At 66.9% G+C, this 22799-nt stretch carries 19 protein-coding genes and 3 pseudogenes; 12 read left to right on the forward strand and 10 right to left on the reverse strand.

The features are described from left to right. Nucleotides 1–4 precede the first annotated feature (4 nt). The 3 genes and pseudogenes from OG878_RS41845 to OG878_RS41855 form a co-directional block, all read left to right on the forward strand. On the forward strand, nucleotides 5–505 hold the full coding sequence (locus OG878_RS41845) for a DinB family protein (RefSeq protein ID WP_328891933.1): 501 nt from the start codon (nucleotides 5–7) through the stop codon (nucleotides 503–505). A gap of 152 nt (nucleotides 506–657) precedes the next feature. Then, nucleotides 658–1263: an IS701 family transposase gene (locus OG878_RS41850; protein ID WP_328891992.1), complete on the forward strand. Its 606-nt coding sequence runs from the start codon at nucleotides 658–660 to the stop codon at nucleotides 1261–1263. 45 nt (nucleotides 1264–1308) lie between these two features. Continuing rightward, nucleotides 1309–2502, forward strand: a pseudogene (locus OG878_RS41855) (IS4 family transposase); the annotation flags it as partial. A gap of 571 nt (nucleotides 2503–3073) precedes the next feature. Here OG878_RS41855 and OG878_RS41860 read toward each other — a convergent pair. After that, nucleotides 3074–3313 carry a hypothetical protein gene (locus OG878_RS41860; RefSeq protein ID WP_328891934.1) on the reverse strand — a complete coding sequence of 80 codons (240 nt, stop codon included), beginning with the start codon at nucleotides 3311–3313 and terminating at the stop codon, nucleotides 3074–3076. Nucleotides 3314–3444: 131 nt separating this feature from the next. Between OG878_RS41860 and OG878_RS41865 the strand changes: the two genes are divergently transcribed. Further along, nucleotides 3445–4971 (forward strand): hypothetical protein, encoded by a 1527-nt coding sequence (locus OG878_RS41865; RefSeq protein ID WP_328891935.1) that lies wholly within the window; start codon nucleotides 3445–3447, stop codon nucleotides 4969–4971. Between the two features lie 602 nt (nucleotides 4972–5573). On the opposite strand, the gene OG878_RS41875 is transcribed toward OG878_RS41865, so the two are convergent. Then, the gene (locus OG878_RS41875; RefSeq protein ID WP_328891936.1) at nucleotides 5574–6470 is read right to left on the reverse strand and encodes a hypothetical protein; all 897 of its coding nucleotides are present in this window, start codon (nucleotides 6468–6470) and stop codon (nucleotides 5574–5576) included. Nucleotides 6471–6722: 252 nt separating this feature from the next. Between OG878_RS41875 and OG878_RS42580 the strand changes: the two genes are divergently transcribed. Continuing rightward, a complete protein-coding gene (locus tag OG878_RS42580; RefSeq protein WP_443049321.1) occupies nucleotides 6723–7019 on the forward strand; it encodes a DUF6197 family protein in 297 nt (98 codons plus the stop codon). 452 nt (nucleotides 7020–7471) lie between these two features. Here OG878_RS42580 and OG878_RS41880 read toward each other — a convergent pair whose 3' ends face one another. The 6 genes from OG878_RS41880 to OG878_RS41905 form a co-directional block, all read right to left on the reverse strand. Further along, nucleotides 7472–8779, reverse strand: coding sequence for a vanadium-dependent haloperoxidase (locus tag OG878_RS41880; protein ID WP_328891937.1), 1308 nt, complete (start codon nucleotides 8777–8779; stop codon nucleotides 7472–7474). Nucleotides 8780–9202: 423 nt separating this feature from the next. After that, nucleotides 9203–9346 carry a hypothetical protein gene (locus OG878_RS41885; RefSeq protein WP_328891938.1) on the reverse strand — a complete coding sequence of 48 codons (144 nt, stop codon included), beginning with the start codon at nucleotides 9344–9346 and terminating at the stop codon, nucleotides 9203–9205. After that, nucleotides 9346–9486, reverse strand: coding sequence for a hypothetical protein (locus OG878_RS41890; protein ID WP_328891939.1), 141 nt, complete (start codon nucleotides 9484–9486; stop codon nucleotides 9346–9348). Before OG878_RS41890 ends, OG878_RS41885 begins: the two co-directional genes overlap by 1 nt. 147 nt (nucleotides 9487–9633) lie before the next feature. Next, nucleotides 9634–10221 (reverse strand): hypothetical protein, encoded by a 588-nt coding sequence (locus OG878_RS41895; RefSeq protein WP_328891940.1) that lies wholly within the window; start codon nucleotides 10219–10221, stop codon nucleotides 9634–9636. Between the two features lie 807 nt (nucleotides 10222–11028). Next, nucleotides 11029–11442 carry a hypothetical protein gene (locus OG878_RS41900; protein WP_328891941.1) on the reverse strand — a complete coding sequence of 138 codons (414 nt, stop codon included), beginning with the start codon at nucleotides 11440–11442 and terminating at the stop codon, nucleotides 11029–11031. 274 nt (nucleotides 11443–11716) lie between these two features. Next, nucleotides 11717–12388: a formylglycine-generating enzyme family protein gene (locus OG878_RS41905; protein WP_328891942.1), complete on the reverse strand. Its 672-nt coding sequence runs from the start codon at nucleotides 12386–12388 to the stop codon at nucleotides 11717–11719. Nucleotides 12389–12892: 504 nt separating this feature from the next. Here OG878_RS41905 and OG878_RS41910 point away from each other — a divergent pair. The 5 genes from OG878_RS41910 (at nucleotide 12893) to OG878_RS41930 (ending at nucleotide 17780) form a co-directional block, all read left to right on the forward strand. After that, nucleotides 12893–14119, forward strand: coding sequence for a ParA family protein (locus OG878_RS41910; protein ID WP_328891943.1), 1227 nt, complete (start codon nucleotides 12893–12895; stop codon nucleotides 14117–14119). After that, nucleotides 14116–15312, forward strand: a complete 1197-nt coding sequence (locus OG878_RS41915) for a ParB/RepB/Spo0J family partition protein (protein WP_328891944.1) — start codon at nucleotides 14116–14118, stop codon at nucleotides 15310–15312. Before OG878_RS41910 ends, OG878_RS41915 begins: the two co-directional genes overlap by 4 nt. Nucleotides 15313–15407: 95 nt before the next feature. After that, nucleotides 15408–15596 (forward strand): hypothetical protein, encoded by a 189-nt coding sequence (locus OG878_RS41920; protein ID WP_328891945.1) that lies wholly within the window; start codon nucleotides 15408–15410, stop codon nucleotides 15594–15596. Continuing rightward, nucleotides 15589–16836, forward strand: coding sequence for a ParA family protein (locus OG878_RS41925; protein ID WP_328891946.1), 1248 nt, complete (start codon nucleotides 15589–15591; stop codon nucleotides 16834–16836). Before OG878_RS41920 ends, OG878_RS41925 begins: the two co-directional genes overlap by 8 nt. After that, on the forward strand, nucleotides 16836–17780 hold the full coding sequence (locus OG878_RS41930; RefSeq protein WP_328891947.1) for a hypothetical protein: 945 nt from the start codon (nucleotides 16836–16838) through the stop codon (nucleotides 17778–17780). The genes OG878_RS41925 and OG878_RS41930 overlap by 1 nt, the downstream gene beginning before the upstream one ends. 55 nt (nucleotides 17781–17835) lie before the next feature. Here the strand turns inward: OG878_RS41930 and OG878_RS41935 are convergent, their stop codons facing one another. Together OG878_RS41935 and OG878_RS41940 are read right to left on the reverse strand one after the other, a co-directional pair. Continuing rightward, nucleotides 17836–18570 carry a hypothetical protein gene (locus tag OG878_RS41935; RefSeq protein ID WP_328891948.1) on the reverse strand — a complete coding sequence of 245 codons (735 nt, stop codon included), beginning with the start codon at nucleotides 18568–18570 and terminating at the stop codon, nucleotides 17836–17838. Then, nucleotides 18567–19550 (reverse strand): ParA family protein, encoded by a 984-nt coding sequence (locus OG878_RS41940; protein WP_328891949.1) that lies wholly within the window; start codon nucleotides 19548–19550, stop codon nucleotides 18567–18569. Before OG878_RS41940 ends, OG878_RS41935 begins: the two co-directional genes overlap by 4 nt. A 1293-nt stretch (nucleotides 19551–20843) precedes the next feature. Between OG878_RS41940 and OG878_RS41945 the strand changes: the two are divergent. Both OG878_RS41945 and OG878_RS41950 read left to right on the forward strand, forming a co-directional pair. After that, a pseudogene (locus OG878_RS41945) lies at nucleotides 20844–20918 on the forward strand (SigE family RNA polymerase sigma factor); the annotation flags it as partial. Between the two features lie 851 nt (nucleotides 20919–21769). After that, nucleotides 21770–22110: pseudogene (locus OG878_RS41950) on the forward strand (IS701 family transposase); the annotation flags it as partial. Nucleotides 22111–22799 lie beyond the last annotated feature (689 nt).

Consider the following 22799-nt stretch of genomic DNA (forward strand, 5'->3'; position numbering starts at 1 on the left):
GGACATGACAGCCAACCAGTTCTCGACCTCTACCGAGCGGGAAGCCCTCTGCGGCTTTCTCGACAAGCAGCGCGCCGATCTGCTTCGGAAGGTCGACGGCGTCTCTGACACGGATGCCCGCATGACTCCGACGGTGAGCTCGTTGTCCTTGATGGGCCTGCTCAAACACTCGGCCCTCTGGGAGCGCAGGTGGTTTCAGATCATCGTTGCGGGACGGGCACTTCCCAATGAGTGGCCCGAAGCGGGGGTCCCGGACTGGAGGGACGAAGACTTCCGTGTCGACGAGCAGGACACGGTGAAGCACTGGACGGCCTTCTTCGAGGAGCAGGTGGCCATCTCACGGGAGATCATCGCAGGCCTGGCACTGGAGGCTCCGTGCAGTCGACCCGACCTGGCGGACCGGAATCTGCGCTGGGTCCTGCTCCACCTGATCGAGGAGACTGCCCGGCACGCCGGTCATGCGGACATCATTCGTGAGAGCCTCGACGGCAGCCGCGGTATATAGCGCTCCGCCGCAAGCCCGACCCGGATCAGGGGCCTGCTAACGACACGAGTACGGCCACCGTTAATTATCGGTGTGTGAAGACTGAAGATCATGCGGTGGCCGCAGGTCACAGCGTAGACCCTGCTCGATGGCAAGAGGCGTTCGAATGCCTGATGGGCTGGATCGCGGGCCGGTTCAAGCGGGTCGAGCCCCGGCGCCGGGTCCGGCGGTTGGTGCCCGGGCTCCTGTCGGCCCTGCCGCGCAAGAACTGCTGGACGATCGCCGAGTGGGCCGGGGAGGCCACCCCGGATGCCATGCAGCACCTGCTCAGCCGGGCCAATTGGGATGCCGACGCCGTCCGCGACGAAGTGCGCGGATACGTGGTGAAGCACCTGCATGACGAGCGGGGGGGGCTGGTGGTCGACGAGACCGGCGATGTGAAGAAGGGCATCGGCACGGTCGGCGTCCAGCGCCAGTACACCGGCACCGCGGGCAGAATCGAGAACGCCCAAGTTGCCGTCTACCTGGTCTACGCCGGTCAGCGCGGGCACGCCGCAGTGGACCGCGAACTGTATGTTCCGCGTTCCTGGACCACCGACCCTGACCGTTGCCGCGCCGCCGGGCTCGGTGAGGAGACCGCCTTCGCCACCAAACCCGAGCTGGCCGCGTGCATGGTCGCCCGGTTCCTGGACGCCGGCCACCGGGCCGCGTGGGTGGCGGGCGATCCACACCAGTTCGTGCTGCTCGACGTGCACCACAGCCATGCGTATCGGGTCTAGTCCCAATACCAGTAACTTAGGTGCAATCTGGTCGTTGCTGGTGGTATGCCGAGAGCGGGTCAGCTGAAGTCATCTGGTGAGCGTCTGTCGGACCGGGTCGCGGTCGGGGTGCTGACGCAGGCGTTTCCTGCGCGGCTCGTGGACGAGGTGTTGGCGGAGACGGGCCGGGTGCAGCAGCGAAACCGGCTGTTGCCGGCCCGGCTGGTGGTCTACTTCGTGCTGGCGATGTGCCTTTTCTCGGGGCAGAGCTACGAGGAGGTCGCCCGGCTGCTGACCATGGGTTTGCAGGGTGAGCGGCGCTGGCGTGCGTCGTGGGCGGTGCCGAGTACGGCGGCGATCTGGAAAGCCAGGTCACGGTTGGGGGTGGCGCCGCTGCGGCAGTTGTTCGCGCGGGTGTGCCGTCCGGTTGCCACACCGGGTACTCAGGGTGCCTTCTACCGAGACTGGCGGCTGACCGCGATCGACGGCACCACGTTCGATCTGCCCGACACGAAGGCGAACGTGGAGGCGTTCGGCCGTCCACCGCGTTCCGGGCGGGGCGAGCAGAACGTCGGCTACCCGCAGATCCGCATGGTCGGCCTGGTGGAGTGCGGCACCCACGCCGTTTGCGACGCCGCGATCGGCCCTCTGCGGACCGGAGAGCAGGCCCTGGCCCGGGCGGTCCTGCCGTCCCTGCGGCCGGGGATACTGCTGCTGGCTGACCGTGGCTTCTACAGCGTGGACCTGTGGTGCAAAGCCGCTGCGACCGGAGCCGACCTGCTGTGGAGAGTCCGCAAGGACCTCGTGCTGCCCGTGGTCGAGCAGTTCCCGGACGGTTCTTATCTCACGGAGATTTTCGACCGCAGCGACATCCATCACGTCCGTCGCGGGGTCCCGGCACGCGCGGTGGAGTACGCCATCGCCGGCCACGAGGGCGTCTACCGGCTCCTCACCACGGTCCTCGACCCGGACGAGGCCCCAGCCGCGGAACTGGCCGGACTCTACGCCCAGCGATGGGAGTTCGAGTCCACTCTCGACGAGATCAAGACCCACCTCGGCGGTTCCCACCTGGTGCTGCGTTCGCAGCACCCCGACGGAGCCGAGCAGGAACTCTATGGCTTCCTGCTCGTCCACCACGCCATCAGGCGTCTGATGCACCAGGCCGCTCGACAAGCCGACCACGATCCCGACCGGATCTCCTTCACTCGCTCACTGCGCGTCGTGCGCCGCCAGGTCACCGACCAGGCGGCGTTTTCCCCCGGCAGACTCGCCCGTGCGGTCAAAGCAACCCACGCTGAACTCCTCGAACGACTCCTGCCACCACGACGCCGCCGAGCCAACCCCCGTGTCATCAAACGCAAAATGGCCAACTGGCCCCTCAAACGCGCAGCCCACCATGGTGCAGAACACCCGCCCGCCCCGGCCATCACCATTGTCAATGCCACCAAACCCAAACGGGTCAAGCGGATAAAAACGCCCTAAGTTACCGGTATTGGGTCTAGTCCCACCGACAGCTCACGCTGGTAGTCGCGTTCGAGCTCGTCTTCGACGATCCGAACCGCGGCATCTCGCTCAATCACGCGTGCAGCATCCCTTACGGGGTTGGTGGGCGACCAGCAAGCTTCCCGCCCACCAAGGGCTCTGGGGCACGCCCGGCTCCGGATTACAGCACCTACGGAACACGTGCACTCCGCCAATACCCCTCAAGACGACCGGCTCATGCCTGGAATGCCACGACGGCACCCCAGCCCGACTCGACCAACTACACCGCTCCCCCGGCCAGCCACCGCCTGGCTGCCTGAGCTCCACGCAGCAACTGTCCACCAGGCGATCACTTGGGTAGCCATCGCTTCCGGTCGTAGGCCAAAAGGATCGAGACCGAAGTGCTCCTCCAGCTCGTGCCGCAGGAACTCACGATCTCCGTCTCGTTGGCACCGCCATGGAGCCGCTGGAGCATGGGGGCGAGCATGCAGTCGTACTCGTCCTGCATGTCGTCGGCGACGCCGAGCGAATCCCACTCATTGAGCAGATGCCGCAGATCGTTCTCAACAGATGGGCTCCAGGGCTGCATCACCCCAGATTGCCACCTTGGAAACACCCGCCGCTCCCGCCCCCATCTTGATCCAAACGAGAGGACCTAACCGCAGGGCTTCCTACAGAGGCCGCGAGTCCGTTGTCAGTGGACGATGTTACTTTCCCGACATGACCGATCACGCGCTTCGGCTGCTGCGGCAGGACCGCCGCTTGGCCGAACTGGCCGCTTTCCCTTTCGACTTCGACCTGGACCGCGCCGTCCACGGCCATGTCGAGGAGGTCCGCCTCGCCTCGGGCGGGCCGCTGGAGACGGTAGCCGGGGACGACACCGGCGGTACGTACTTCGTGTGCGCGGACGGCTCGGTGCTCTACGCCGACTCGGAGGGCGCCGCGGGGATCATCGGCTCCAGTGTCGACGAGACCCTGGAGCTCGTGATCGGCCTGCCCGGCTGGCGCGGCTACACACGTCTGTCACCAGACGACGGCGAGGAGACGATCCTGGCGTGCGTCGCGGAGACCGAGGACGAGATCCGTGAGTGTTACGGAATTGACAAGGAGCGGGCCGAGCTCCGTAGCGCGCTGGGCTTCCCGAAACGCTCCCCGGTCGAGCTGGTGGGCAGGCTGCGTGCCGCGCTGCTGCGCACCGAGCCGGACTTTGTACTGCTCAACGCGGATGAGGGCTGCGCGTACGACCGGATAGGCCCGGCCGGTCCCCCGCTGTGGGAGCCAGTGCTCGCGGCGGGCCGCGCCGATCTCGCCCGGTTGAGGGAGGGCGACCGCACGGCATGGCGTGAAGTCGCCGAGGACCCGGTGCGGCGCCGGATCACCCTGCGGAGCGCGCAGTTCGACCGCGCCGAGGGCGATCTGGAGCTGCTGCGGCATCTGCTGCGGCACGAGACACAGTCATCGATGACGGACGAACTACAGCTCGCGGCCGTGCTGGTGGGGCTGCGCGGGGACACTGGAGACCTGCCGCTGCTGCTTGAGGTCCGGGAGACGGACTTCGACACGGCGTGCGGCCTGGGCGGGATGCCGGAACCGGGGGCAAGCGCGGACGAGTTGCAACAGTGGGCGCGGGCGCTCGACGAGTCGATGTTCGGCACGGACCCGTCGGACGAACCGGTCTCCACATGGACCGACCTGGCGCGGGACCAAGGGATGACGGGCCTCGTTCAGGTGACGCTGATCCGCGAACTCGACAACATCTTCATGGACCAGAGCAGACTCCGCCGCCCCGAGGCGCCCCGCACCCTGGCCACAGCTCCGCTGAGCGGGCTCGCCCGGGACTTCGAGGAACTCGGCGACCTTACCCAGGCGCTGCGCGCCCAGCGCCTATGCGCCGCCCTTCAGGAGACGGCATGGGACCGGGCCTCGGCCCGGCGTACCCTGGCCCGCCTGGAGCGGGAGGCGGGCCAGCTGTCGCAAGCCGCGGACAGCCTGGCCGCCGTGCGGGACGCCCTGGCCGCCCCGGGCGACGACTCACTGCGCTACTGGCAGCAGGTCAACCTCGGCCGCTTCATCACCGAGGAGCACTACCGGCTCACCCTCGCTCTGGCCGACGCGGGCCGCCCCGAGGAGACCCGTGCCCTCCTCACGGCCGCCGACGCCATACTCGGCGAACTCTCGGAGAACGCCGCGAACGGCATCCGCGAGCTCGCCGAGCGGACCGCTGCGAGAGTGCGAGAGGTCAACTGAGGACGGGCAGGCATCGGCGCGCAGCCGCCTTGAGACATGATCGTCCGTCGTGGCTATGGATCTCGAACTTCACCTGGTTCCTGACGGGCTGTGGGAGATAGCGGCGCCGCTGATACCGCCGTTCCGGCCCCCTCAGCAGGGGGGTGGGACGCCACGGGATCGCAGGGGCCGCCTCGGAGGAGACGAGTTCGCTGCCCCTGCCCGCATCGAACCCCGACACCGGGGACTACGCCTGGAGCACCTGGCCCGACTCGTGACCCGCCCGGTCCCCCACAGCGACGGCTTGCTGCCGCTCGCTGTCTCCCTCGGTGCCGCCACTCCCGCCGGCATCGGGAGCACTGACCTGCACACACTGATGCGCGCCGCCGACGCGGCCATGTACAAGGGCAGCACCAGGGCGTCATCGTCCAGGCCCGCCCTCACCATGCGCGGGCGCACAGCGTCAACGGCCACCGCGAAGGACCGCCTGGCACCGCAACATGACCAGCCCCACCCGGCCCTTGCTCCTCGACTGGTGCGAAGACCCGCATTACCGCCGGGACACCGCATGCATGCTCTGCAGGAACCTCGCCGCTGCGCTCCCGCGCAGGCGAGGCAGCCCATCAACCAGCCGGGTGTCCACCGCGTGTTCGTCGGCGCTCGTGCCGTGGCGGGTTCCCAGTCCGGGAATGCGAGACCTGCTCGGGGATCTTGGGGCGCTCCTGGTAGGTGAACTCGGTGGCTAGCGCGAGGGCCCGACGTGCCTCCTCTGTAGTGGTGGGGGGTTGCTTGCGCTCGCTGGCATGACCGTGGATGGCCCGGACGAGGCTCTCCACCCACCCGGTGAAACGTGCGCGCTTGGCCGGGTCGTCGCGGTCGTCGAGGGTCTCGGCGATCTCGCCGAGCCAGTACGTCGCCCAGGTGTCCAGGACCATGCCGTCGCGGTGCTCCAGGAGCAGTTGGCCGATCTGCCGGGCGACGGGGAAGCGTCGCTCCTGCACGAGCATGAGAGCTTGTTCGGCCCGCTGCTCGGCGGCCGCGCGGTCCTCGTGCTGGCGGGCGACCTCGGGCGTGCGGCGCTCGCCAGGCTCGCGGACCTGCTCGGCCTTCAGCCGCCGAGCCTTCTGGTACGCGCCCTGCTTGGAGGTCACGCACAGCGCTTCGGCGAAGTGGTCCCACGGCACGCCGGCGGCTCGGCCGTCCTCGATCGCCTTCAACTGTCCGGCATCGGCCTGCTCGCGCAGGTACTGCCACAACGTCGCGCGCAGCACCGCAGTCTCGCCAACCACATTGACCGGGCAGTCTTTCGGCTGTTTCAGCTTGCTGACCCATGTCTGCGCGTGTTCCAGCACGAGGAACAACTCCTCCGAGGCCGGGAACCGCTCCAACTCCGGATCATCACCCAGTTCGTGCAGCTCCCGCAGACGGTTCACGATCCGTCCAGTCTTGATCTCCCCAAGACGAATCGGCGGGCGCTTCGGACGGGGCTTCTCAGCGGCCTTCTCGATCTTCCTCACCACACTCGAAGTATTCCAGTCGGTTCCCAATCTGGGAACCAGCCTTGAACACCCAGACCGACGACATCGGCATACCTCGGTTCATCGGGAAACTCCACACTCCTTCGCGGGACTCCCACTCCGCAGAGGCCGCGTTTCAGCAGGTCAGCGAACTCCTTCGGCTGGCCCGTCGACCTGGGCGACGTCGTCACCGTTCCGCTGACCCCGACACTCCAGCCGTCGCCCACCCCGTACCCGGCGCCGGCCGCAGCCCTTCTGCGTCGCGCCCACCACCGCCTACTCACTGACGGCTGGTGCACCGGCGCCAAGGTCGACGAGGAGGGCGCCCGCTGCCTGTACGGCGTCATCCGCGCCGAAGCCTGTTCCTCGTCTACCTGCTCGACGCCCGCTACGAGTGGATCGACGCGTGCCTGGAGCTCTTTAGGGAGGTTCCGCGGGCGGCCTGAGCTCCGCACAGCACAACGCCCGGTCGGTCCACGCGCCGATGACGGTTGTCCCGTCCGCCTCGAACTGGAGCGTGGCGAGGTACGCGGTCACCAGGGGCCTGCGTGAAGTCGTTGTTCCTGCTGCCTCATTCAGCCGGAGGCTGGCCAGCCCTCGGGCGGGCTGCGGCTGGTGAACCGGATCTCGATCCCAGCGGTTTCGCCGGCGCGGGTCACGACGCCGCCCACGGATTCCGGCCGGAGTCCGCCATCCATGACGGTGTGCCAGCACGAGTGCAGCCTCCGGAAAGCGGGACCGTCCAGGTCGTCGAGGATCTCCGATTCAGGGCATGCGGAACCAAGGGCAGGAAGGGCGGTAATGACGAACGCCCCGCCGATAGGCGGGGCGTGTCTGGAGGCAGACCATCAGCCGGGGGGCTGCATTCAAGGCCGGGCAACGGTGGGTCAGCGGCGCAAGGTCTTGAGCGTAAGAACTTCCCGCGCGCTCCCCAGTTACGGAACGGGCTGATGCCGATGTGACGCTCCCCCTGGTCGGGCCCGGGCGCCCGCCCGACCAGGGGCTTACGAGGCGTCTCCGACGCCACCGCGCGGACACTTCGGCTGAGCGGGCTGAGCGGTTTGCGATGCTTGCGCGTTCCCCGTGCGCAGCGGCTGGAAGTAGTGGGCGAGCGCCCAGGTGCCGATGCGGTTGCCGGCCTGGCATCCGGTGACGTCCGAGGTGCGGAAGTGGATTCCGCCGTACACACGGGCGTTGATCATGTCCTCGTTGAGCTGGTCGGCGTACTCGTAGTGCCGTGTGGTGCCGGTGACCTCGGAGGGAACGTCGAGGTCGACGCGCGAGGTGCCGAGGACCCCGGTCACGACTCGCATCACGGCGCCCGTGAGCGCCGTGTGGCCACTGACGTACTCGGGGTGCGGGGGCGTGATGAGCAGCGGTTCCCACAGAGGGTCCGCTTCGGTCGCGGGGTTGCCGTCCGTGTCGGCCAGCTGGATTGCCGTGATCGGCCGCCAGAAGCCGTACCGGAGCTTGGAATCCCACGCGGTGATGACGGCATCGGTCGCCGCTGTGTCCGCCGCGGCGAACAGCCGCGCTGTCTCGGCGATGCCGAGATGATGCCGCGCAGCATGGTCGCGGAGGGCGGTCTGGATCTGCGCCATCAGATTGCCCCCGTAGAAGAGGGCGGTCTCGGTCTGGTGCGCGGTTCTGCCTGAGCCGGTCCTCGCGCCCATGGTCTTCACTTCGTTCGCGTCCCGGGCGTAGCGGGCTGAGGACAGGGCGGGCGGCTCGCCGGGCCGGAACTGGGCAGGAGAGGTGAGCAGGAGCGGCCGGAGCCTGCTGAGCCAGGTGTCGATGAAGGGCAGCCGGGCGGGCGGGGTGGGGCGCCAGACGCCGGGCGCGGGTGGCTTGGTGAAGGGCACGTCCACGAACCGGCCATCGCCCTCGCGGAGGTCGATGATGTGGGCGGCAGCACGTGCCCCGAAGGCCACGCCCTGGTCCTTCGCCGGGCCGCTGGGGATCTCGGCGAGGGAGGCGGCGTACGCGGTGTCGAGCTGGGCCTGCGAGGCAGGGAAATAGGCGAGCAGGACGTGGTGTGCCGCAGTCACGGCCGACGCCTCGGGAGACGCCGTGGCGGGGCCGCTCTCCCGCCACTTGTACGGGGCGTAGTTGCCCTGAATACCCACCACGGCGTTGTAGACAGCGGCGGAGACGAACCCGTGCCAGACGGCCACCTGCCCGGAGGGGCGGGTCGGGCCGAGGTTGGCGCTGATCGTCTCGGTGGCGATGGCGTTCCAGTTGCGGATCGCCGCGGGGTCCGCCGAGGGCAGCTGGCGGTGGTCTGCGGCGGCTGTAGGGCCGGCCGGGGCCACGAGGGCAACGAGCGCGAGTAGCGCGACGGCTCCGACGGCGGCCCGTAGGCCTGAACGAGAAGAACGGGAGGAACAGGAATGACGGAATGAGAAGGGGTAATGCTGGCGCACGGCGCTCTCCCTTGATTCGGCAGGACCGAATTAGCACCGAATGAAGAGTTGGATCAAGCTCAACCGCCGTGTCCCGGGCTTCGCAAGCCGAACGACGCTTGCGGTCGCTGCCGTTCGGGTTCGCTCACGAAGCACTTCCGCAACAGCAGCCTCCGGCTCTGCGGCACCGAACAGGGACTGACGTGCGGCGTTGAGGATGAAAAACACCCGCTTCTGCAGGCCACTACTCGCCGATGCGTACCACCGTGAGCGTGATGTTGTCGGGGCCGCCCGCCTCGATGGCGGCTTGCCGTGCCACTTTCCGGCAGGCCGCTACGAATGGGCCACGACCTCGCCGGCTGTGACCTGGGGAGGGCTGGGGAGCAGGGCGGCGAGGCGGTCCCGTACGAAATCCGCCGCCCTGTCGGTCGACTCCTCGACGCCGGCCGGATCCTGAAAGACGCTCGTCGAGACCATCACCCCGCCCCGACATCGACCCAGTAATAGGCCACGAAACCTCGGACCTGGCGAAGGAGCGCCACGCACCCCTCGTTCACCTGGCGCCCCGCCTCGGCCGGATCGGTCACCCCTTCGTACCGCCGAACCACTGCATACATGGCTCTCCTCACTGGATTGCCGGCCCGTGTTCTGCAGAGACGGGGCACCCGCCGCAGGACGTGTGGCGTGCGCGGCTCCCGCTGCTGGAAGAGAGGTAAACAACTGTTGCCGATGACTACCGGTCAGGGCTCCTCTTCAGTGAGCCATCACCATCCGAGCTGTGGCTCGCCAAGGACCTCGCTGCCGATGTGCGCGGCGAGCTTCTGGGCTCGAGGCAGGTCGCCCCACTTGTCCACGTGGACGAAGACAGTGTGGTGCTCAGTCCATCTGTCCCACTGGGCATGATCGCCGTGGAACACGATCTGGACCCCGTCGTACTTGGCCACGCCGTATCGGTCCGCCTCCGGTTCGTCCGGCCACAAGCCATGCCAGTCGATGGCGGTCATGCCCTGGCCAAGAGCCGCTACGAAGCGTTCTTCCACGCTCGCCGTCGGGACGTCCTCCATGATGTCCAGCGGCAGGTGCGGCTGCAGTGAGGCGTCGTCCGTCGTCGTCACGTCGAGATCGAACCAGATGTCCTCACCCGCTGGACCAGTACGCATATCCGCATAGTTGAAGATCGCCTCAGGCACGACCGCGGCCATCTGCCGTACGTCCGTGACCGTCCGCAGCTCGGCGAAGAGCCCGACCTCGTCGTCGCATTCCGCCAGCAGTGCGCACAGGCGCTTGGCCTGCGCGTATGCAGCCGACGCGTCGGTGGTCTGGAAAATGGGATACGCCCTGGAGTTGCCCATGGGCCGAACCGCCACATGCCCCTGTCGGCTTCCGCCACCGCATTTCAGGAGATCGCTGTGGGCCGTCTTCCACCAGGGCTCCTTCGACCAGTTTCGTCGGTGCCTGGTCAAGCAGCCCCAACCCGGTGCCAAACAGAGCCCCGACCCCCTGGCCGCCCTCACGTACCAGCACGGCGGCAGAACCAACCTGTTCGCCACGTCTTCGACGTCGCCTGACGAGTCGCCGCAGGCTTTACCGCGGTAAAGAATCCACCCACCAGTACGTGCACATGACGGCACAGCACACGTGGAACGTCGCTGAGCCCGAGTGGCCGTAGCCGCCCCCTGATGCACACGGACTCTTCCGCGAGCCGGTCCACACGTCCCCGATCGGTGTCCCGTCTCAACGGAGTTTGACCAGTCTCACCGAACTCGATCACGGCGCGGTGGGCCGGTCCGAGGATCAATCAAGTCAGGCGTAGAGCGTGCTCAGCGGCGTTGCGGGTTCTCCGAGCGAGAGGTTCATCCTGCACAAGGCGATCGCGGCTTGGACCCAGGTGCGGATCGCCAGCGGGACCGCGGCAAGGTCGTGCACGTGTCGGGCCGTCTCTTGCGCTTCCCGGATCCATGGCGCAATGGGGCTCTTCCTCCCGCACCGCGAGCCGTCGTTGAGTCTGTTCTGGCCGGCCGTCCAGCGCCGCCGCAACGCCGGCGTTGAAGTTCTCCCAGATGTATCCACGCCGGGGCGGGCGCCGAAGTAGTTCCTCAGTCGCCTGACCGGGATCAGTGAACCGAACTGGGCTGGTTCCCAGTGGAGGCCGGAGCCCCCTACGGGCCCGCAGGGCCGGCGTACCCGGCTCGCGCGGCGGCCGCCGCCTCCAGCAGGGGCCAGCCGTCGACCTCCACCGCCCGCCGCTCCCCCGGCTGCCACCCGCGGGCCGACGCTGCGTCAAGCAGGGCACGGACGGCCCCCGGTTCGTGCAGGTTCAGGGTGCTGCCCCGGACGTACCCCACGTCCCCGGAGCCCATGGGAGCCCCGCCCGGGACGTACCGGCCCGGGCCCTCGGCGAAGACGATGCGCAGCGGGCCAGCGGTGCCGGCCGGCTGTGGGTACAGCGTGAGGGTCTCGCGGCAGTCCGCGGGCCGGCCGCTGTCCAGCACGCAGTGGCTGTGACGGAGCGTCCACAGGTACGCGCGCCCGTCGGCGACCAGCCGGCGGGGCTTCTTCGGATGGCGAGGCACGGAGCCGAGGGTACGCGGCCTGCTCCACAGGGCACCTGCTAGCGATGACCACACTTCGATGAGAGAACAGGACGGTCGACAAGCTTCGGTGAGACCGGTCCAGGGCCGATCCCGCGTGTCGTCAGTCGATCTGATGGTCCACGACGGAACAAGGTGGCAGCAGCGAGCGACAGGACAACCAGCCTGTTGTCCGGTCTCTCCGTGTGCGGGAAAGGTGCGCCGTCCGTTGGTGGAGGCGACGGACGTCACGTTCGACGACGCGCGGAAGCGGTCGTCACACGTCGGAGCGCGCGATGCGGAACCCTACGTCGTCGACCTGGAATGTCGGGTGGCTGCGGCGCCGCGCAGAGGCCCGGCAACTCCAGTGCTCATCGAACCAGCCACCGCCGCGGAGCACTCGGTAGGTGCCGTAGACCTCGGCGTCGTAGACATCCCAGCACCAGTCCCAGACGTTGCCAAGCATGTCGTAAAGACCCCACGGGTTGGGGTGTTTGCCGCCCACGGCGTGGATGCGCTCGTGCGAGTTGCCGCGGTACCAGGCGATCTCGTCGAGCGGCGCGTACTGCGGACCGGTCGTACCGGCACGGCAGGCGTGCTCCCACTCGGCTTCGGTCGGCAGCCGGTACCCGTCGGCAGATGCGTCCCACTCGATGCCTTCGCTGTCGGCGGGGAGGTGGTAGGCGGGCGTGAACCCGTCGCGCAGGGACAGAGCGTTGCAGAACCGTGCCGCGTCCCACCAGGAAACGCACTCGACGGGCAACTGGTCCCCGTGGGCGGTGCTCGGCCGCTGGCCGGTGATTTGTGCATATAACGCCTGGGTGACCGGGAACGCCGCGAGCTGGTAGGACGCAAGCTCGACCGACCAACTGCGCTGCGTCCGCCGGTCCGACAGCGTGACCTGCCCCGGCGGGATGGCGACCATCTCGTTTCCCGCGACCACATCCATGATCAAGAGATCCTACCGAGACGGGCCAGTTCGCCACGGCGGGGTCGGACCACAGCAAGTGAGACAGCAACTGGCACCCAAGCGCCCGGGACAGACCCACTGAGATTCTCGGCGTCCAGGCGTCTCAAGCGATCTGGTCGCCGCAGGTCGCGGCTCTGCCCACAGTCCAGATCATCTGAGGCGGGACACCTGTCCGCCGTACCTTCGATGTCGCTTGACGACTGCCGTGGGCTTTACCGCGGTAAAGAATCCGCCCACCGGTACGAGCACATGACGGCACAGCACATACGCCGCTGACTACGAGTGGCCGTCGCCGCCCCTGATGGACACAGTCACTTCGGTGAGCCGGTCTTCCCGTCCCCGATCGCCCCACACCTTGAGGACAACCATGAGACTGAACACGGGGCGGCTTTACCGCGGTAAAGCCGACTCCCCCGACACGCAGAGGACGCTACTAACGCATCAATGCCACCACCGACCTTGAACGTTAGTAAGGTGTCCCCCATGAGTTCTCCAGCCAACGACCGCGAAAAGGTCGTCTCGAAGCTGCCGGGATGGCTCCGGCAGAACCTCAAGGTCAGAGCCGCCCAGCACAGCATCGAGATTCAGACCGCGGTCGAGCAGGGCATCGCCGCATGGTGCGACCTCGCAGCCAGCCTCGAGACCATCGACACCAGAGGCGCGGACTCCTTCGCGACCTTCCTGCCCGACGGCCAGTGGGACACCTTTCGGCAGGCTGCAACCGACCGCGGAGTCTCCCTCATTCAGGGACTCGCCCAATCGGTACAGCTGTGGCTCGACACCAACCCTGCCCCCCACATCGAGCGCCCTGCCATCACGCGGCGCGTCATCGTCTGCAACCAGAAGGGCGGCGTCGGCAAGACCGCGATCACAGCTGGAACCGGAGAAGCTCTGGCAGAGGACCCCAACGCCCTCCACCCCGTACGCATCGCCAAACAGCTCGCGGCCGCGTCCGGCGAAGAGAGCCCCCTCGACGTCGAGAACCTGCCCGGCCTCGGACTGCGGGTCCTGCTCGTCGACTTCGACCCGCAGTGCCACCTCACCAACCAGCTCGGCGCCACTCCCCTGCCCATGAGCGGCGACAGCCTCACCAACCACATGGCCGGCGACCCGAAGGGCGACCTGCGCGACCTCGTCGTCTCCATCGACGAGGAGACCTTCGAAGGACGCCTGCACCTGCTGCCGGCATGCAACGACGCCTTCCTCCTGGACGTTCGCCTCTCCGCGGTCCGCGCCCGCGAAGCAGCCCTCGAGCGCGCCCTCACACCGCTCGAAGCCGACTACGACGTCATCCTCGTCGACTGCCCGCCCAGCCTCGGCCTCAGCATGGACGCCGCCGCCTACTACGGCCGGCGCCGCGACGGCGAAGCACCCGGCCAGTCCGGTGCCCTGATCGTGGTCCAGGCCGAAGACAGCAGCGCCGACGCCTACGAACTCCTCACCGCCCAGTTCGAAGACCTCCGCAACGACCTCGCCATCGAGATCGACTACCTCGGCATCGTCGTCAACCTCTACGACTCACGCCGCGGCTACATCGCCACCTCCTCCCTCCAAGGCTGGGTCGACATAAAGGATCCGCGAGTCGTCGGCCTCATCGGAGACCTGAAGGAACAGAAGGAAGCCGTCCGCGTGAAACGCCCGCTGCTCGCGTACGCACCACGAAGTCAGCAAGCAGTTGCCATGCGGGCGCTCGCACGGGAGGTCTCATGAGTAAGGCCGGCCAGCTCGGCACCGGACGATTCGGCAGCACCCAGGGCGTCAGCGCACGGCGGCAAGCCGTGGCCGCTGCAACCGGAGCCGTCACCGTCGGAGCTCCCGACAGTCGCCTGCGCACGATTCCTCTCGACCAGCTGGTTCCCACCCGCTTCAACCCGCGTCGGAACTTCGGCAGCGACGAAGACCTGCTCGACTTCGGGCTGAAGCTGAAGAAGAAGCAGCTACAGCCGGCGGTCGCTGTCACACGCGAGGCCTACCTCAAACTGTGGGAGGGCGAAGCAGACAGTGTCGGCACCGCCCGCTACGTCATTGCCAACGGCGAGCGACGCTATCGAGGCTCCCAGGCCGCCGGTATCGGCACCCTTGAGGTTGTCATCGATGACGATGTGGCCAAGTCTCGAGCGGACTTCCTGGACGCTGTCCTCTCCGAGAACAACGACCGGGAGGACCTCGATCCGATAGAGCGTGCACTCGGCATCCAGACCATGGTCGACGAGCTCGGCGGCAAGGCCAAAGTGGCCGAGCACTACGGCAAGTCCGGGGGCTGGGTAACTCAGCAGATGTACCTGCTCAACCTGGCCCCGGAACTCCAAGCGCTGGTGAGCAGCGGGGATCTTCCGGTCCGCGAGACACGCACCCTGGTGAAGCTTCCTCACGATGACCAGCTCAGGGCCTGGCACGACCGTGCGTTGGAGCGTGAGGAGGAGAGAGAACGCCCCAGAATTCGCCGCTCCACGGAACAGGCGCCGACGCCTCCTACTGCCGCCCACGATGGCTTTACCGCGGTAAAGACTGTGCCGAGCCCTTCGCAGGAGTCTGCGGGATCGCCCACTGTCGAGGACGCAGCACCGGAGGTGAGTACATCCACATCGGAGGGAATCCAGTCTGCCTCTCCCCCGGCACCGGCAGTCCCTAAGCCTGAGATGCCTCAAGAGCTCAATGTGGCGGACAGCCCCCTACCCGAACCGCGAGTCCAACCTGACGTCGCCGGCGAAACACCGGCTCCTTTCGTTCCCAGGGCGACAGACTCTTCGGGCCCGCTGCGACCAGCGATCAAGATGCCGTGGTACGACGGCCACGCTGTTGCCGAGCTGGTGTTCCGGAAGATGACACCTGAGCAGCGCCAGCTGATGCTGCAAAGGCTCGATGAACTGGACAAGGCGGCGCTGCCCAACAAGCAGGTCTGAGGACAGTCTCAACATCCAGCGTGCCCCGTTCCCCTGCCGATGGTGGGAGGGAGCGGGGCACGCTGCCGTCTACGGACGGAGCCGGCCGAGAAGTCTTGCTGCGCTGGGGCCGTGTTCACCAGGCGCGGGGCCTGCTGGAAGGGACACGGACGATCGGTGACCCGATCGCCGTGCTGCCAGTGCTCTTCCATACTTTGTGGTGCCGGCCCCTGCACACGGTCTACCAGTCCTTCGACGCCGTCCGGCCGACGGCTCAGGTCCTCGACGTGCTGACGGGTGCGTGATGGTCTGAGCGGCATCGTGGCGCAGCATGTGCACGGCCCACTGCAGGGACGCGGCGCGATCCGACTGACGGCAACGGCCAAAAAAATCCTGGCCATGGTCTCCCGTACGGCGGGATGGACCTTCGTTCACGCTCTCGCCCTGCGCCTGCCACCCGCCGAACCCTTGGGAGAACCGGCCTTTGGCCTGGACTCCCCAATTGGGGAGTCCAACCTCGATACCGCACCCTGCACGGATTCCAGTGTGCCAGGATGCGCGTACCGCGCCTGTCCGGACGCGGATCTGGGGTACGCAAGGAGGCCGACTCCGGTGCTCAACGATCCCTTGGAACTGATCGACCCACCAGCGAACAGCGTCGTCATCGGCACGGGCAAGGGCGGCGTCGGCAAGAGCACGATCGCCGCACATCTAGCCGGCGCCTCAGCAGCAGAGGGCCGGCGCACGCTGCTGATCTGCCTGACAAGCCAGGACGATGACGACCTTGGCATCAAGCGATACGGCCGAGGTATCCACCCTGCTGGTCCGCCCGTCATAAACGGGCAGGGCCTGTATCGCGCGGTCTACGACCGCACACCCCTTCTGCCCGTCCGTGAAGTGCGCCCCAACCTGGATGTAGTGCCGGGCGGCGAGACCGTGGGCGAGCTGATCCAGCTGCTGATGCACCGGATGATGACCGAAAGTGCCGGTGTCGCACTCTCTCTGGCCCGCTCACTGGCACCCATCGCCGGCTGGTATGACCAGATCGTCATCGACAGCGCTCCGGAGAACGACTCGCTCGAGCAACTGGCCGTCGCCGCGGCCCGCGTGCTGGTGGTACCCACCCGGTCAGATGACTCCTCCATCCAGGGCATGGAGCGCATCTCCCGGAACTTCAAGATGGTGCGCCGCCAGGTGAACCCGCACCTGCGCGTCGGAGGCGCCTTCCTCTATGCGTCCAACCCGACCGCAACGTCGATGCACGCAGAAGTGAAGGAGGACATCCGCGCAGTCCTCGGAAGCACGACCCCGATCCTCTCAACCGTGGTCGGCTACCGGGAAAAGCCGGCCCGCAACTCACGCAAAAAGGGCCTCCTGTTCTCCGAGTACGCCGAGCTCCTTCCAATGAGCGCCAAGGGGTACGACGTGGCCGCTGGCCGCGCGAAGGTCGCGGACGTCGTACCCGACGCCATCGTGGGTCTGGCAGACGACATGCGGGCCCTGACCACCGAAATCTTCGAGCACTGCAGAAAGGCAACAGGCTGATGGGCGGCGACCTGTTCAGCGACGACGAGCCGCAAACGCCTCAGAGCACGGGCACCGGCCTGATGGGACGTGGCTACCCGGGCGTTGTCCAAGACGCAAGCGTGGTCATCAAGGCACCGGTCGGCACGACACTCGAGTCGATTCCACTCCCCCGCCCCCCAGCAGGCGAAGGGGAGCTCAGCTCCGATGAGGAGGAGACCTTCGAGGCGTGCAAGGCAGGGGTTGACAACCTCCACAAGGCCTTCTGGATCGCCGGCAAGGCTCTGGAAACGATGAAAACCGGCAACCTGCACCGGAACTCCGGTGTGCCGAACTTCGCGGACTTCATCTGGATCAACTGGGAAATCTCCGAGTCGCACTCCCAACGTCTGATGGCTGAGTGGCGTATAGGAGAAGCGCTCGCCGGTCTCGGCTGGCGACCCAGGGAATCCCAGGTGCGTGAGCTGACGCCCGTCGCCAAGAGCCACGGCGAGGACGCAGCGGTGGCCGTCTACGACACCCTGGCACGTGACGGCGGGCGCGTGACAAGCAGCGCGCTGAAGGATGTGGTGCGGCAACTGCCAGCCATTCCCTCAGGCGCGGTACCCGCAGATGTCGTACAGGCGGTCCGCGGGATCCTCAAGGCTTCGGGACCTGCCAAAGCAAGCGGCACCGGCAGCCTTGCGGAGGTCCCGGCCCGGGAGACAGCTGCGGCCCTCTCTCTGGCGAATGAGTCCGCGGGTGTGGGAGGCAGCCAGAGGCCTGACCCGACCGATTCCGAGGACGTACGCCGGCTCATGCAAGCCCTCGCCTCTGTGACGGATGCTGCAAAAGCGGTCAGCCGCCCGGCCGTTCGACGTGCCGTCGATGAGCATCCTGAGGCCGCGATGCTGGTTGTCAAAGAAATCGAGACACAGCTCGGCAAGATTGGACGGACGATCGCCGTACGGAAGTCGGCCAGCTGACGGCTCCTGCCCAAGAACGGGGCGGCTCGGATCTCATGGAGCCGCCCCATTCTCCCTACGCCTGACCGGACGCTCTCCTGCGTGGGCCGTCATCGGGCAACGGTGGAAGGAAGGCATCCAGAGCACCGTTGAGGAAATCGGACCGGTTCGGGAACGCGTACGCCGAGGCAAGTGCGTCGATGACCGCCAACTCGCGGCTGGAGGGTCGGAAGCTCTGTTGACGGCTGTCCTTGACCGATCCCCGGGCCGTACGGCGGGCCGGCACCTCACCGAACAGGCCATCCGGGTCGCTGTCCTCCTCCTGCACAGGCTGTCTCCGGTGGCGCAGGTTCTCCCGCAGGGAATCGAACAGGTCGTGCTTCTTGACGTGGAGCACAGCCCGGCGCACCACGACAGCGTTCGTCGGTTCATGACCGGTCGTCATTTTCTGGGTGAGCTGGTAGTGCGCGAACCGCTTCCGCACGTCGGAACTCACCATGATCGTGCACTGACCGGCCTCTTGCCCCCTCTCCCCCAGCTGCGGCACCTGCACTTCGACGACGACCGTCGGTTCCGCGGAGCGTGAAGCCGGCTTGGCGACGGCGGGCTGGACTGGCTCGGGCTCAACAGCGTTTGCACTTGCCGGTGCCGGAGCGGGGGCTGCCTCAGGAGCGGGTGGATCCGGGGTGGGGGCCCGTCGGCGGACGGGAGGGGCTTGGAAGGCGTTGCTGGCCGCTGAGGCGAAGGCCTTTAGACCGTCGTCGTCGGGAAGCCCACCCCGCTTCCTGGGCGTTCTGGTGGACTCGGTCATGCCGCCTCATTCTCCGTTCCGGCATCGCGGTCAAGCGCGATCTTCGCCTGCATGATCTCGATGGCCAGCGACTGGTAGTCCCCCGCGAGCGCCTTCACCGAACGCCGGAGACTGGGTTCGATCGTCTTGCTGACCCTCATCTCGTGCGCGACACGGCCGGCCATCCGGCAGGCCACTGCCGCCGCCTCGACGTGGCGGATCGTCTGGCTGAAGACAGGGGCGGCGCCATTGAGATCCTCTTCCAGTTGCTCCTTGATCTTGGCCTGGACATTGGTAGCGCTCGCGTTGGTGGCGAAAATGACGACGCCGAGCAGGCGTAGCATCGGGTTGAGGACGCGAGCCTGACCGAAGCGTCTGGCAACGGTGCGTAGCCCCTTGCGCGAGGAGGGGTCGGACTTGGAGGGGACGAGAACCAAGTCCCCAGCTGCGAGTGCCTGGAGCTGCAGGGGTTCCGACCCGGGCGCTACGTCCAGGATGATCACGTCGTAGTCGTCGCGGACGGCGTCGATCGTTGCGGCGTACATGCCCATCCAGGCGTTCTGGTCCTCGGCATTGTCGTAGCGCGAGGCGAGACGGCGCTGGCAGTACAGCTCTTCGACGACGTCCTCGAGAACAGCTCCGCCCGGCACGACGAACAGGCCTGGGCGTGCCTCGCCGGTCGGAGTGAGTGGCTTGCCGTCGAGGATTGCGGCAGCTTGAGCCTCGCCGTCGTCAGCGAGCACGGTTCCGGTAGTCCCGAGGTCCTCGCCGTTGTTGCCCTGCTCGTCCATCTCCATGAGCAGGACTCGTAGCCCGATGCCGGACCAGGCCGCACCCAGGGCTGCGGACAGGGAACTCTTGCCGACACCGCCCTTGCCATTGACGACCACGAATACCTTGGCCTGGTGCACACCCTCCGACATGAGCTGAAGGCGCCGCCCCACGGCACGTTTCACCTCGATCAGATCAATGGCCGGGAGCGAGTGGAGAACGAAGGACACAGGGATCACCTCCAGTCATAAAATGGACATCATGTGACCAACGACGGTATGGGTGCCGCGCGTGCACTCGCACAGGACACGCTCGTCGTGGAGCGCTGCGGAGTCGGTGTCCACCCGGTTGGACGCAGAGGCTGACATCACATCCGGCGCCATCGCGTACACGATGCTGAGCGCCGCATATGAGGTAATACATAGCGATACGGCTAGCACGCCGTATAGGGGCACGTATCGACTCTCAATTGAAGAGACGGCACTTGTGGTCGAGTTACTGGGCCGCGGCAGCCCGACCACCGGGGGAGTCGCTTCACCCATATGCCGCGTTCAGCACCTTGCTCAGAGGGGGCCAAACCGGCTGTGCGCCACCCTGGCGGCCTGGGAGCGGCTTCGACATCGCGTCATACCGGCCGCACTGAGATAGGCCGCGTACGGCGTCATTCCGCGAGTCGCTTTTCAGATGGGAAGTGAGTTTTTCCCGGTTCCGCGCAGCGGCTGTTCTCTGACGCAACGAAGTTGGACCGGTCTCGGTGGACCTTTACCAACTGCTCACTAGACCGGCCGGGCTGCAGATCTCGCTCGGTGTTGCAACAGGCTTCCAGCCGGGGGCGGCCGCCGTACGAGCCCACCCGAGCGCTTCGCGCGCGGCATCGGATATGGGGCGGGGGAGTGGAGACCGTTCAGCGACCACCGCGCGCGGAGAGGACTTCTGGGGCAGATGCGTCATCAGCTGTCACTGCTGGGCTGCTCTATGGGCATCGGCCAGGGGCGCCGGCCGGGGAGAGCTGCGTGGCGGGCGCCCGCTTTGGGCGAAGTCGTTGTACACGTCCTGCGCCATCGTCACGGTGATCCAGCGGGACGGACGGCACCGGTGCTGTCCTCGACTGCCTTGAGTACCGAGAGTGGATCACCAGCTGCCGTGACCAGGCGGCCGGACTCTTCTCTCGTAATCCCTGGTGGATCAGCGCGCGGCGTCAGATGCGGTGCATCGCAAGGCGGAGGGACGTCCGCATGCTGGATGTATGCGGGCGTTCCGACAACGCGGCGAGGTGCCACAGCTGTCGTCGTGCGCCCGCCAGGGGTTACGGGACAGCCCTTAGGGGTCGGCTCTGGCAGCGCGGAGCCAGTAGTTCGGCGAGCCACCGATACCCTCCAGGCCACCTCGAGCGCTCAGCCGGGCCAGTCGAGCGATATCCATTCCCCACCCAAGATCAGGGATGGTGTAGGCGACGAGGCAAGGGGGACGGCGGATGAGACGGATCGCAGCAGAGCGCTTTCCGGGAGTTCGCGGCGGCCCGCATGGGGCATCTCTTTCGTTCGGCGTGCCTGTTGACCAGCGGCGACAACTACCTCGCCGAGGATTCAGAGAAAGAAGCCGCCGTTTCGCGGGCCGAACCCCCGCCAACTGTGCAGCCCGTGATGAACGCTCTGGGAAAGGCGGCCTCGGAGCCGGTACAGCAGCCGCCGGCGCAGGGGCAGGACGACCAGGCGATCCTGAGAAAGCTCAAGCCGCTGCTACCCGTGTCCGCGAAGTAGCCTCCGAGCGCGGTGACGACGGATGTGCGTACGTCGTCGTGGATGACGGCAAGGACGCGAGCTTGGCGCAAATCAGCGTGCAGCCGAACATATCCGACGTGGAGGGGGACCTGTTCGGGGCCGGGCGGAGGAGCTGCCGAACGGCACGAGGGTCGTCACGCGTCAGGGCCCGGGCGGGAAGGGCGGTACGGGCATGGTGATGGGGAACGCCGACACCATCCGCACGGGCGGCCTCCCGGGTCGTGGTGTCCGCGTTCAACTCCAGGTCCCGGAACGCCGCGGCCACGCGGTAGACACCTGTGCTGACCAGGCAGCAGCTCAAGTCGATTGCCACGAGCGGGAAGTCGGCTGGAAAGTAGGGGCGTAGGCAACCCTGCTTGCTCCGGTGGTCCGGGAGGCGGATCACCTTTCGGGGTCCCCGCCTCCCTCTTTTCGTGTTGCGCAGATAAGCGTTATGCGACGCTATTACCTTGCCCAGGCGTCCTCGCAGCCGCTGCCGCAAAACGTCGCCACCCTGCTGGACGACACCGAAGGCGCCCGCACTTGGTACACCCATACAGCCAGCACAGGCCATACCGCTGCGGCGCGACGAATAGGCCTCGCTGCCCCCAAAGGTTATCGGGCCGCGTGCGCGGGCGTCCGCTGCCCGGCCGGGGAGCGGATGAGCCCGGCAGGGGCTCGACACCGATGAGGACCGCCACCACTGGGTGATCGCCCGCCGCGGCGTCAGCCGCCCCGACGAGACTCCTACTACATCGCCTACTGCCACTCGGACACCACGCTCGATCAGCTGATCCACATCGCCGGCAGCTGCTGGGCTGTCGAGGAATGCTTCCAGAGCGCGGAGCAGAAGTACGGCCTGGACGGCTACCAAGTCCGCCGCTACCCCGGCTGGCACCGCCACATCACCCTGGCCAGGGCAGCCCACGCCTGCCCGACCGTCCTGCGGAAACGCGCACTCGACACAGACACAGCAGAAACGGATCCTCCCAGCTCACCCACCTCAGCATCGCCGGAATCAGACACCTGATCACCCCGCATCAATCACCACAAACGACGCGAACACAGCCCATAGCAGCTGGCCACCCATCAGCCCAAACACCGTTGCAGTACAAACAGGGGCTTCCGATTGTTCGTGCTGCGAGGTCTGTGCAGGCCAGCACTTGGCCTCTTTGAGTCCCTAGGTTCAGTCCCTCGACAAAACGGCAGCTCACAGGCATCTGTGCAGTCTTGACAGGGTCTCAAGGGACCGAAGAGACCGAAAAACCCAGTTCCCTTCATCACGGGTGCGCGTACATGCGGACGCGCGAGACATAGACCATGTAGTCCGAGCAGTTCATAACTGAGATTTTGAGTCCCTTCGGTCCCTTGCTCAACTGCCAAATGCCTTCTGACCTGTGTGTTTGCGGGAGGGACTGAAGACTGGCCAGGGAGCTGCGAACTTTGAGTCCCTCTGCCCCAGTCCCTGACAGGGCGCGACACGCCCGGCCGTCCGATTTGATGAACCGAGCTCAAAGGGGGCGAGTGCCCCCACCTCCAGGCGACAGAGGGACTGAAGGGACCCAAAGACAGGAAAGGGCCCCCCGCGCCTGGCGCGCTGATGTAGGCTCTGATCTCATTGGAAAACTCAGTCCCTTCGGTCCCTCATCTGGCAGTTGCAAGGCTGTGAACTGGGCTAATGCCGCAGAGACTGAACAGGTTGTTGGCCCCACGGCAAGG

The organism is Streptomyces sp. NBC_00316 (genome assembly GCF_036158715.1).
Taxonomy (GTDB): Bacteria; Actinomycetota; Actinomycetes; order Streptomycetales; family Streptomycetaceae; genus Streptomyces.

Excerpts from the sequence above, each read along its gene's own strand:
- OG878_RS41890 (WP_328891939.1), bottom strand. The coding sequence starts at position 9,486 with ATGTATGCAGTGGTTCGGCGGTACGAAGGGGTGACCGATCCGGCCGAG.
- OG878_RS41905 (WP_328891942.1), bottom strand. The coding sequence starts at position 12,388 with ATGGATGTGGTCGCGGGAAACGAGATGGTCGCCATCCCGCCGGGGCAG.
- OG878_RS41895 (WP_328891940.1), bottom strand. The coding sequence starts at position 10,221 with ATGGGCAACTCCAGGGCGTATCCCATTTTCCAGACCACCGACGCGTCG.
- OG878_RS41860 (WP_328891934.1), bottom strand. The coding sequence starts at position 3,313 with ATGCAGCCCTGGAGCCCATCTGTTGAGAACGATCTGCGGCATCTGCTC.
- OG878_RS41915 (WP_328891944.1), top strand. The coding sequence starts at position 14,116 with ATGAGTAAGGCCGGCCAGCTCGGCACCGGACGATTCGGCAGCACCCAG.
- OG878_RS41910 (WP_328891943.1), top strand. The coding sequence starts at position 12,893 with ATGAGTTCTCCAGCCAACGACCGCGAAAAGGTCGTCTCGAAGCTGCCG.
- OG878_RS41930 (WP_328891947.1), top strand. The coding sequence starts at position 16,836 with ATGGGCGGCGACCTGTTCAGCGACGACGAGCCGCAAACGCCTCAGAGC.
- OG878_RS41935 (WP_328891948.1), bottom strand. The coding sequence starts at position 18,570 with ATGACCGAGTCCACCAGAACGCCCAGGAAGCGGGGTGGGCTTCCCGAC.
- OG878_RS41885 (WP_328891938.1), bottom strand. The coding sequence starts at position 9,346 with ATGGTCTCGACGAGCGTCTTTCAGGATCCGGCCGGCGTCGAGGAGTCG.
- OG878_RS41845 (WP_328891933.1), top strand. The coding sequence starts at position 5 with ATGACAGCCAACCAGTTCTCGACCTCTACCGAGCGGGAAGCCCTCTGC.
- OG878_RS41850 (WP_328891992.1), top strand. The coding sequence starts at position 658 with ATGGGCTGGATCGCGGGCCGGTTCAAGCGGGTCGAGCCCCGGCGCCGG.
- OG878_RS41865 (WP_328891935.1), top strand. The coding sequence starts at position 3,445 with ATGACCGATCACGCGCTTCGGCTGCTGCGGCAGGACCGCCGCTTGGCC.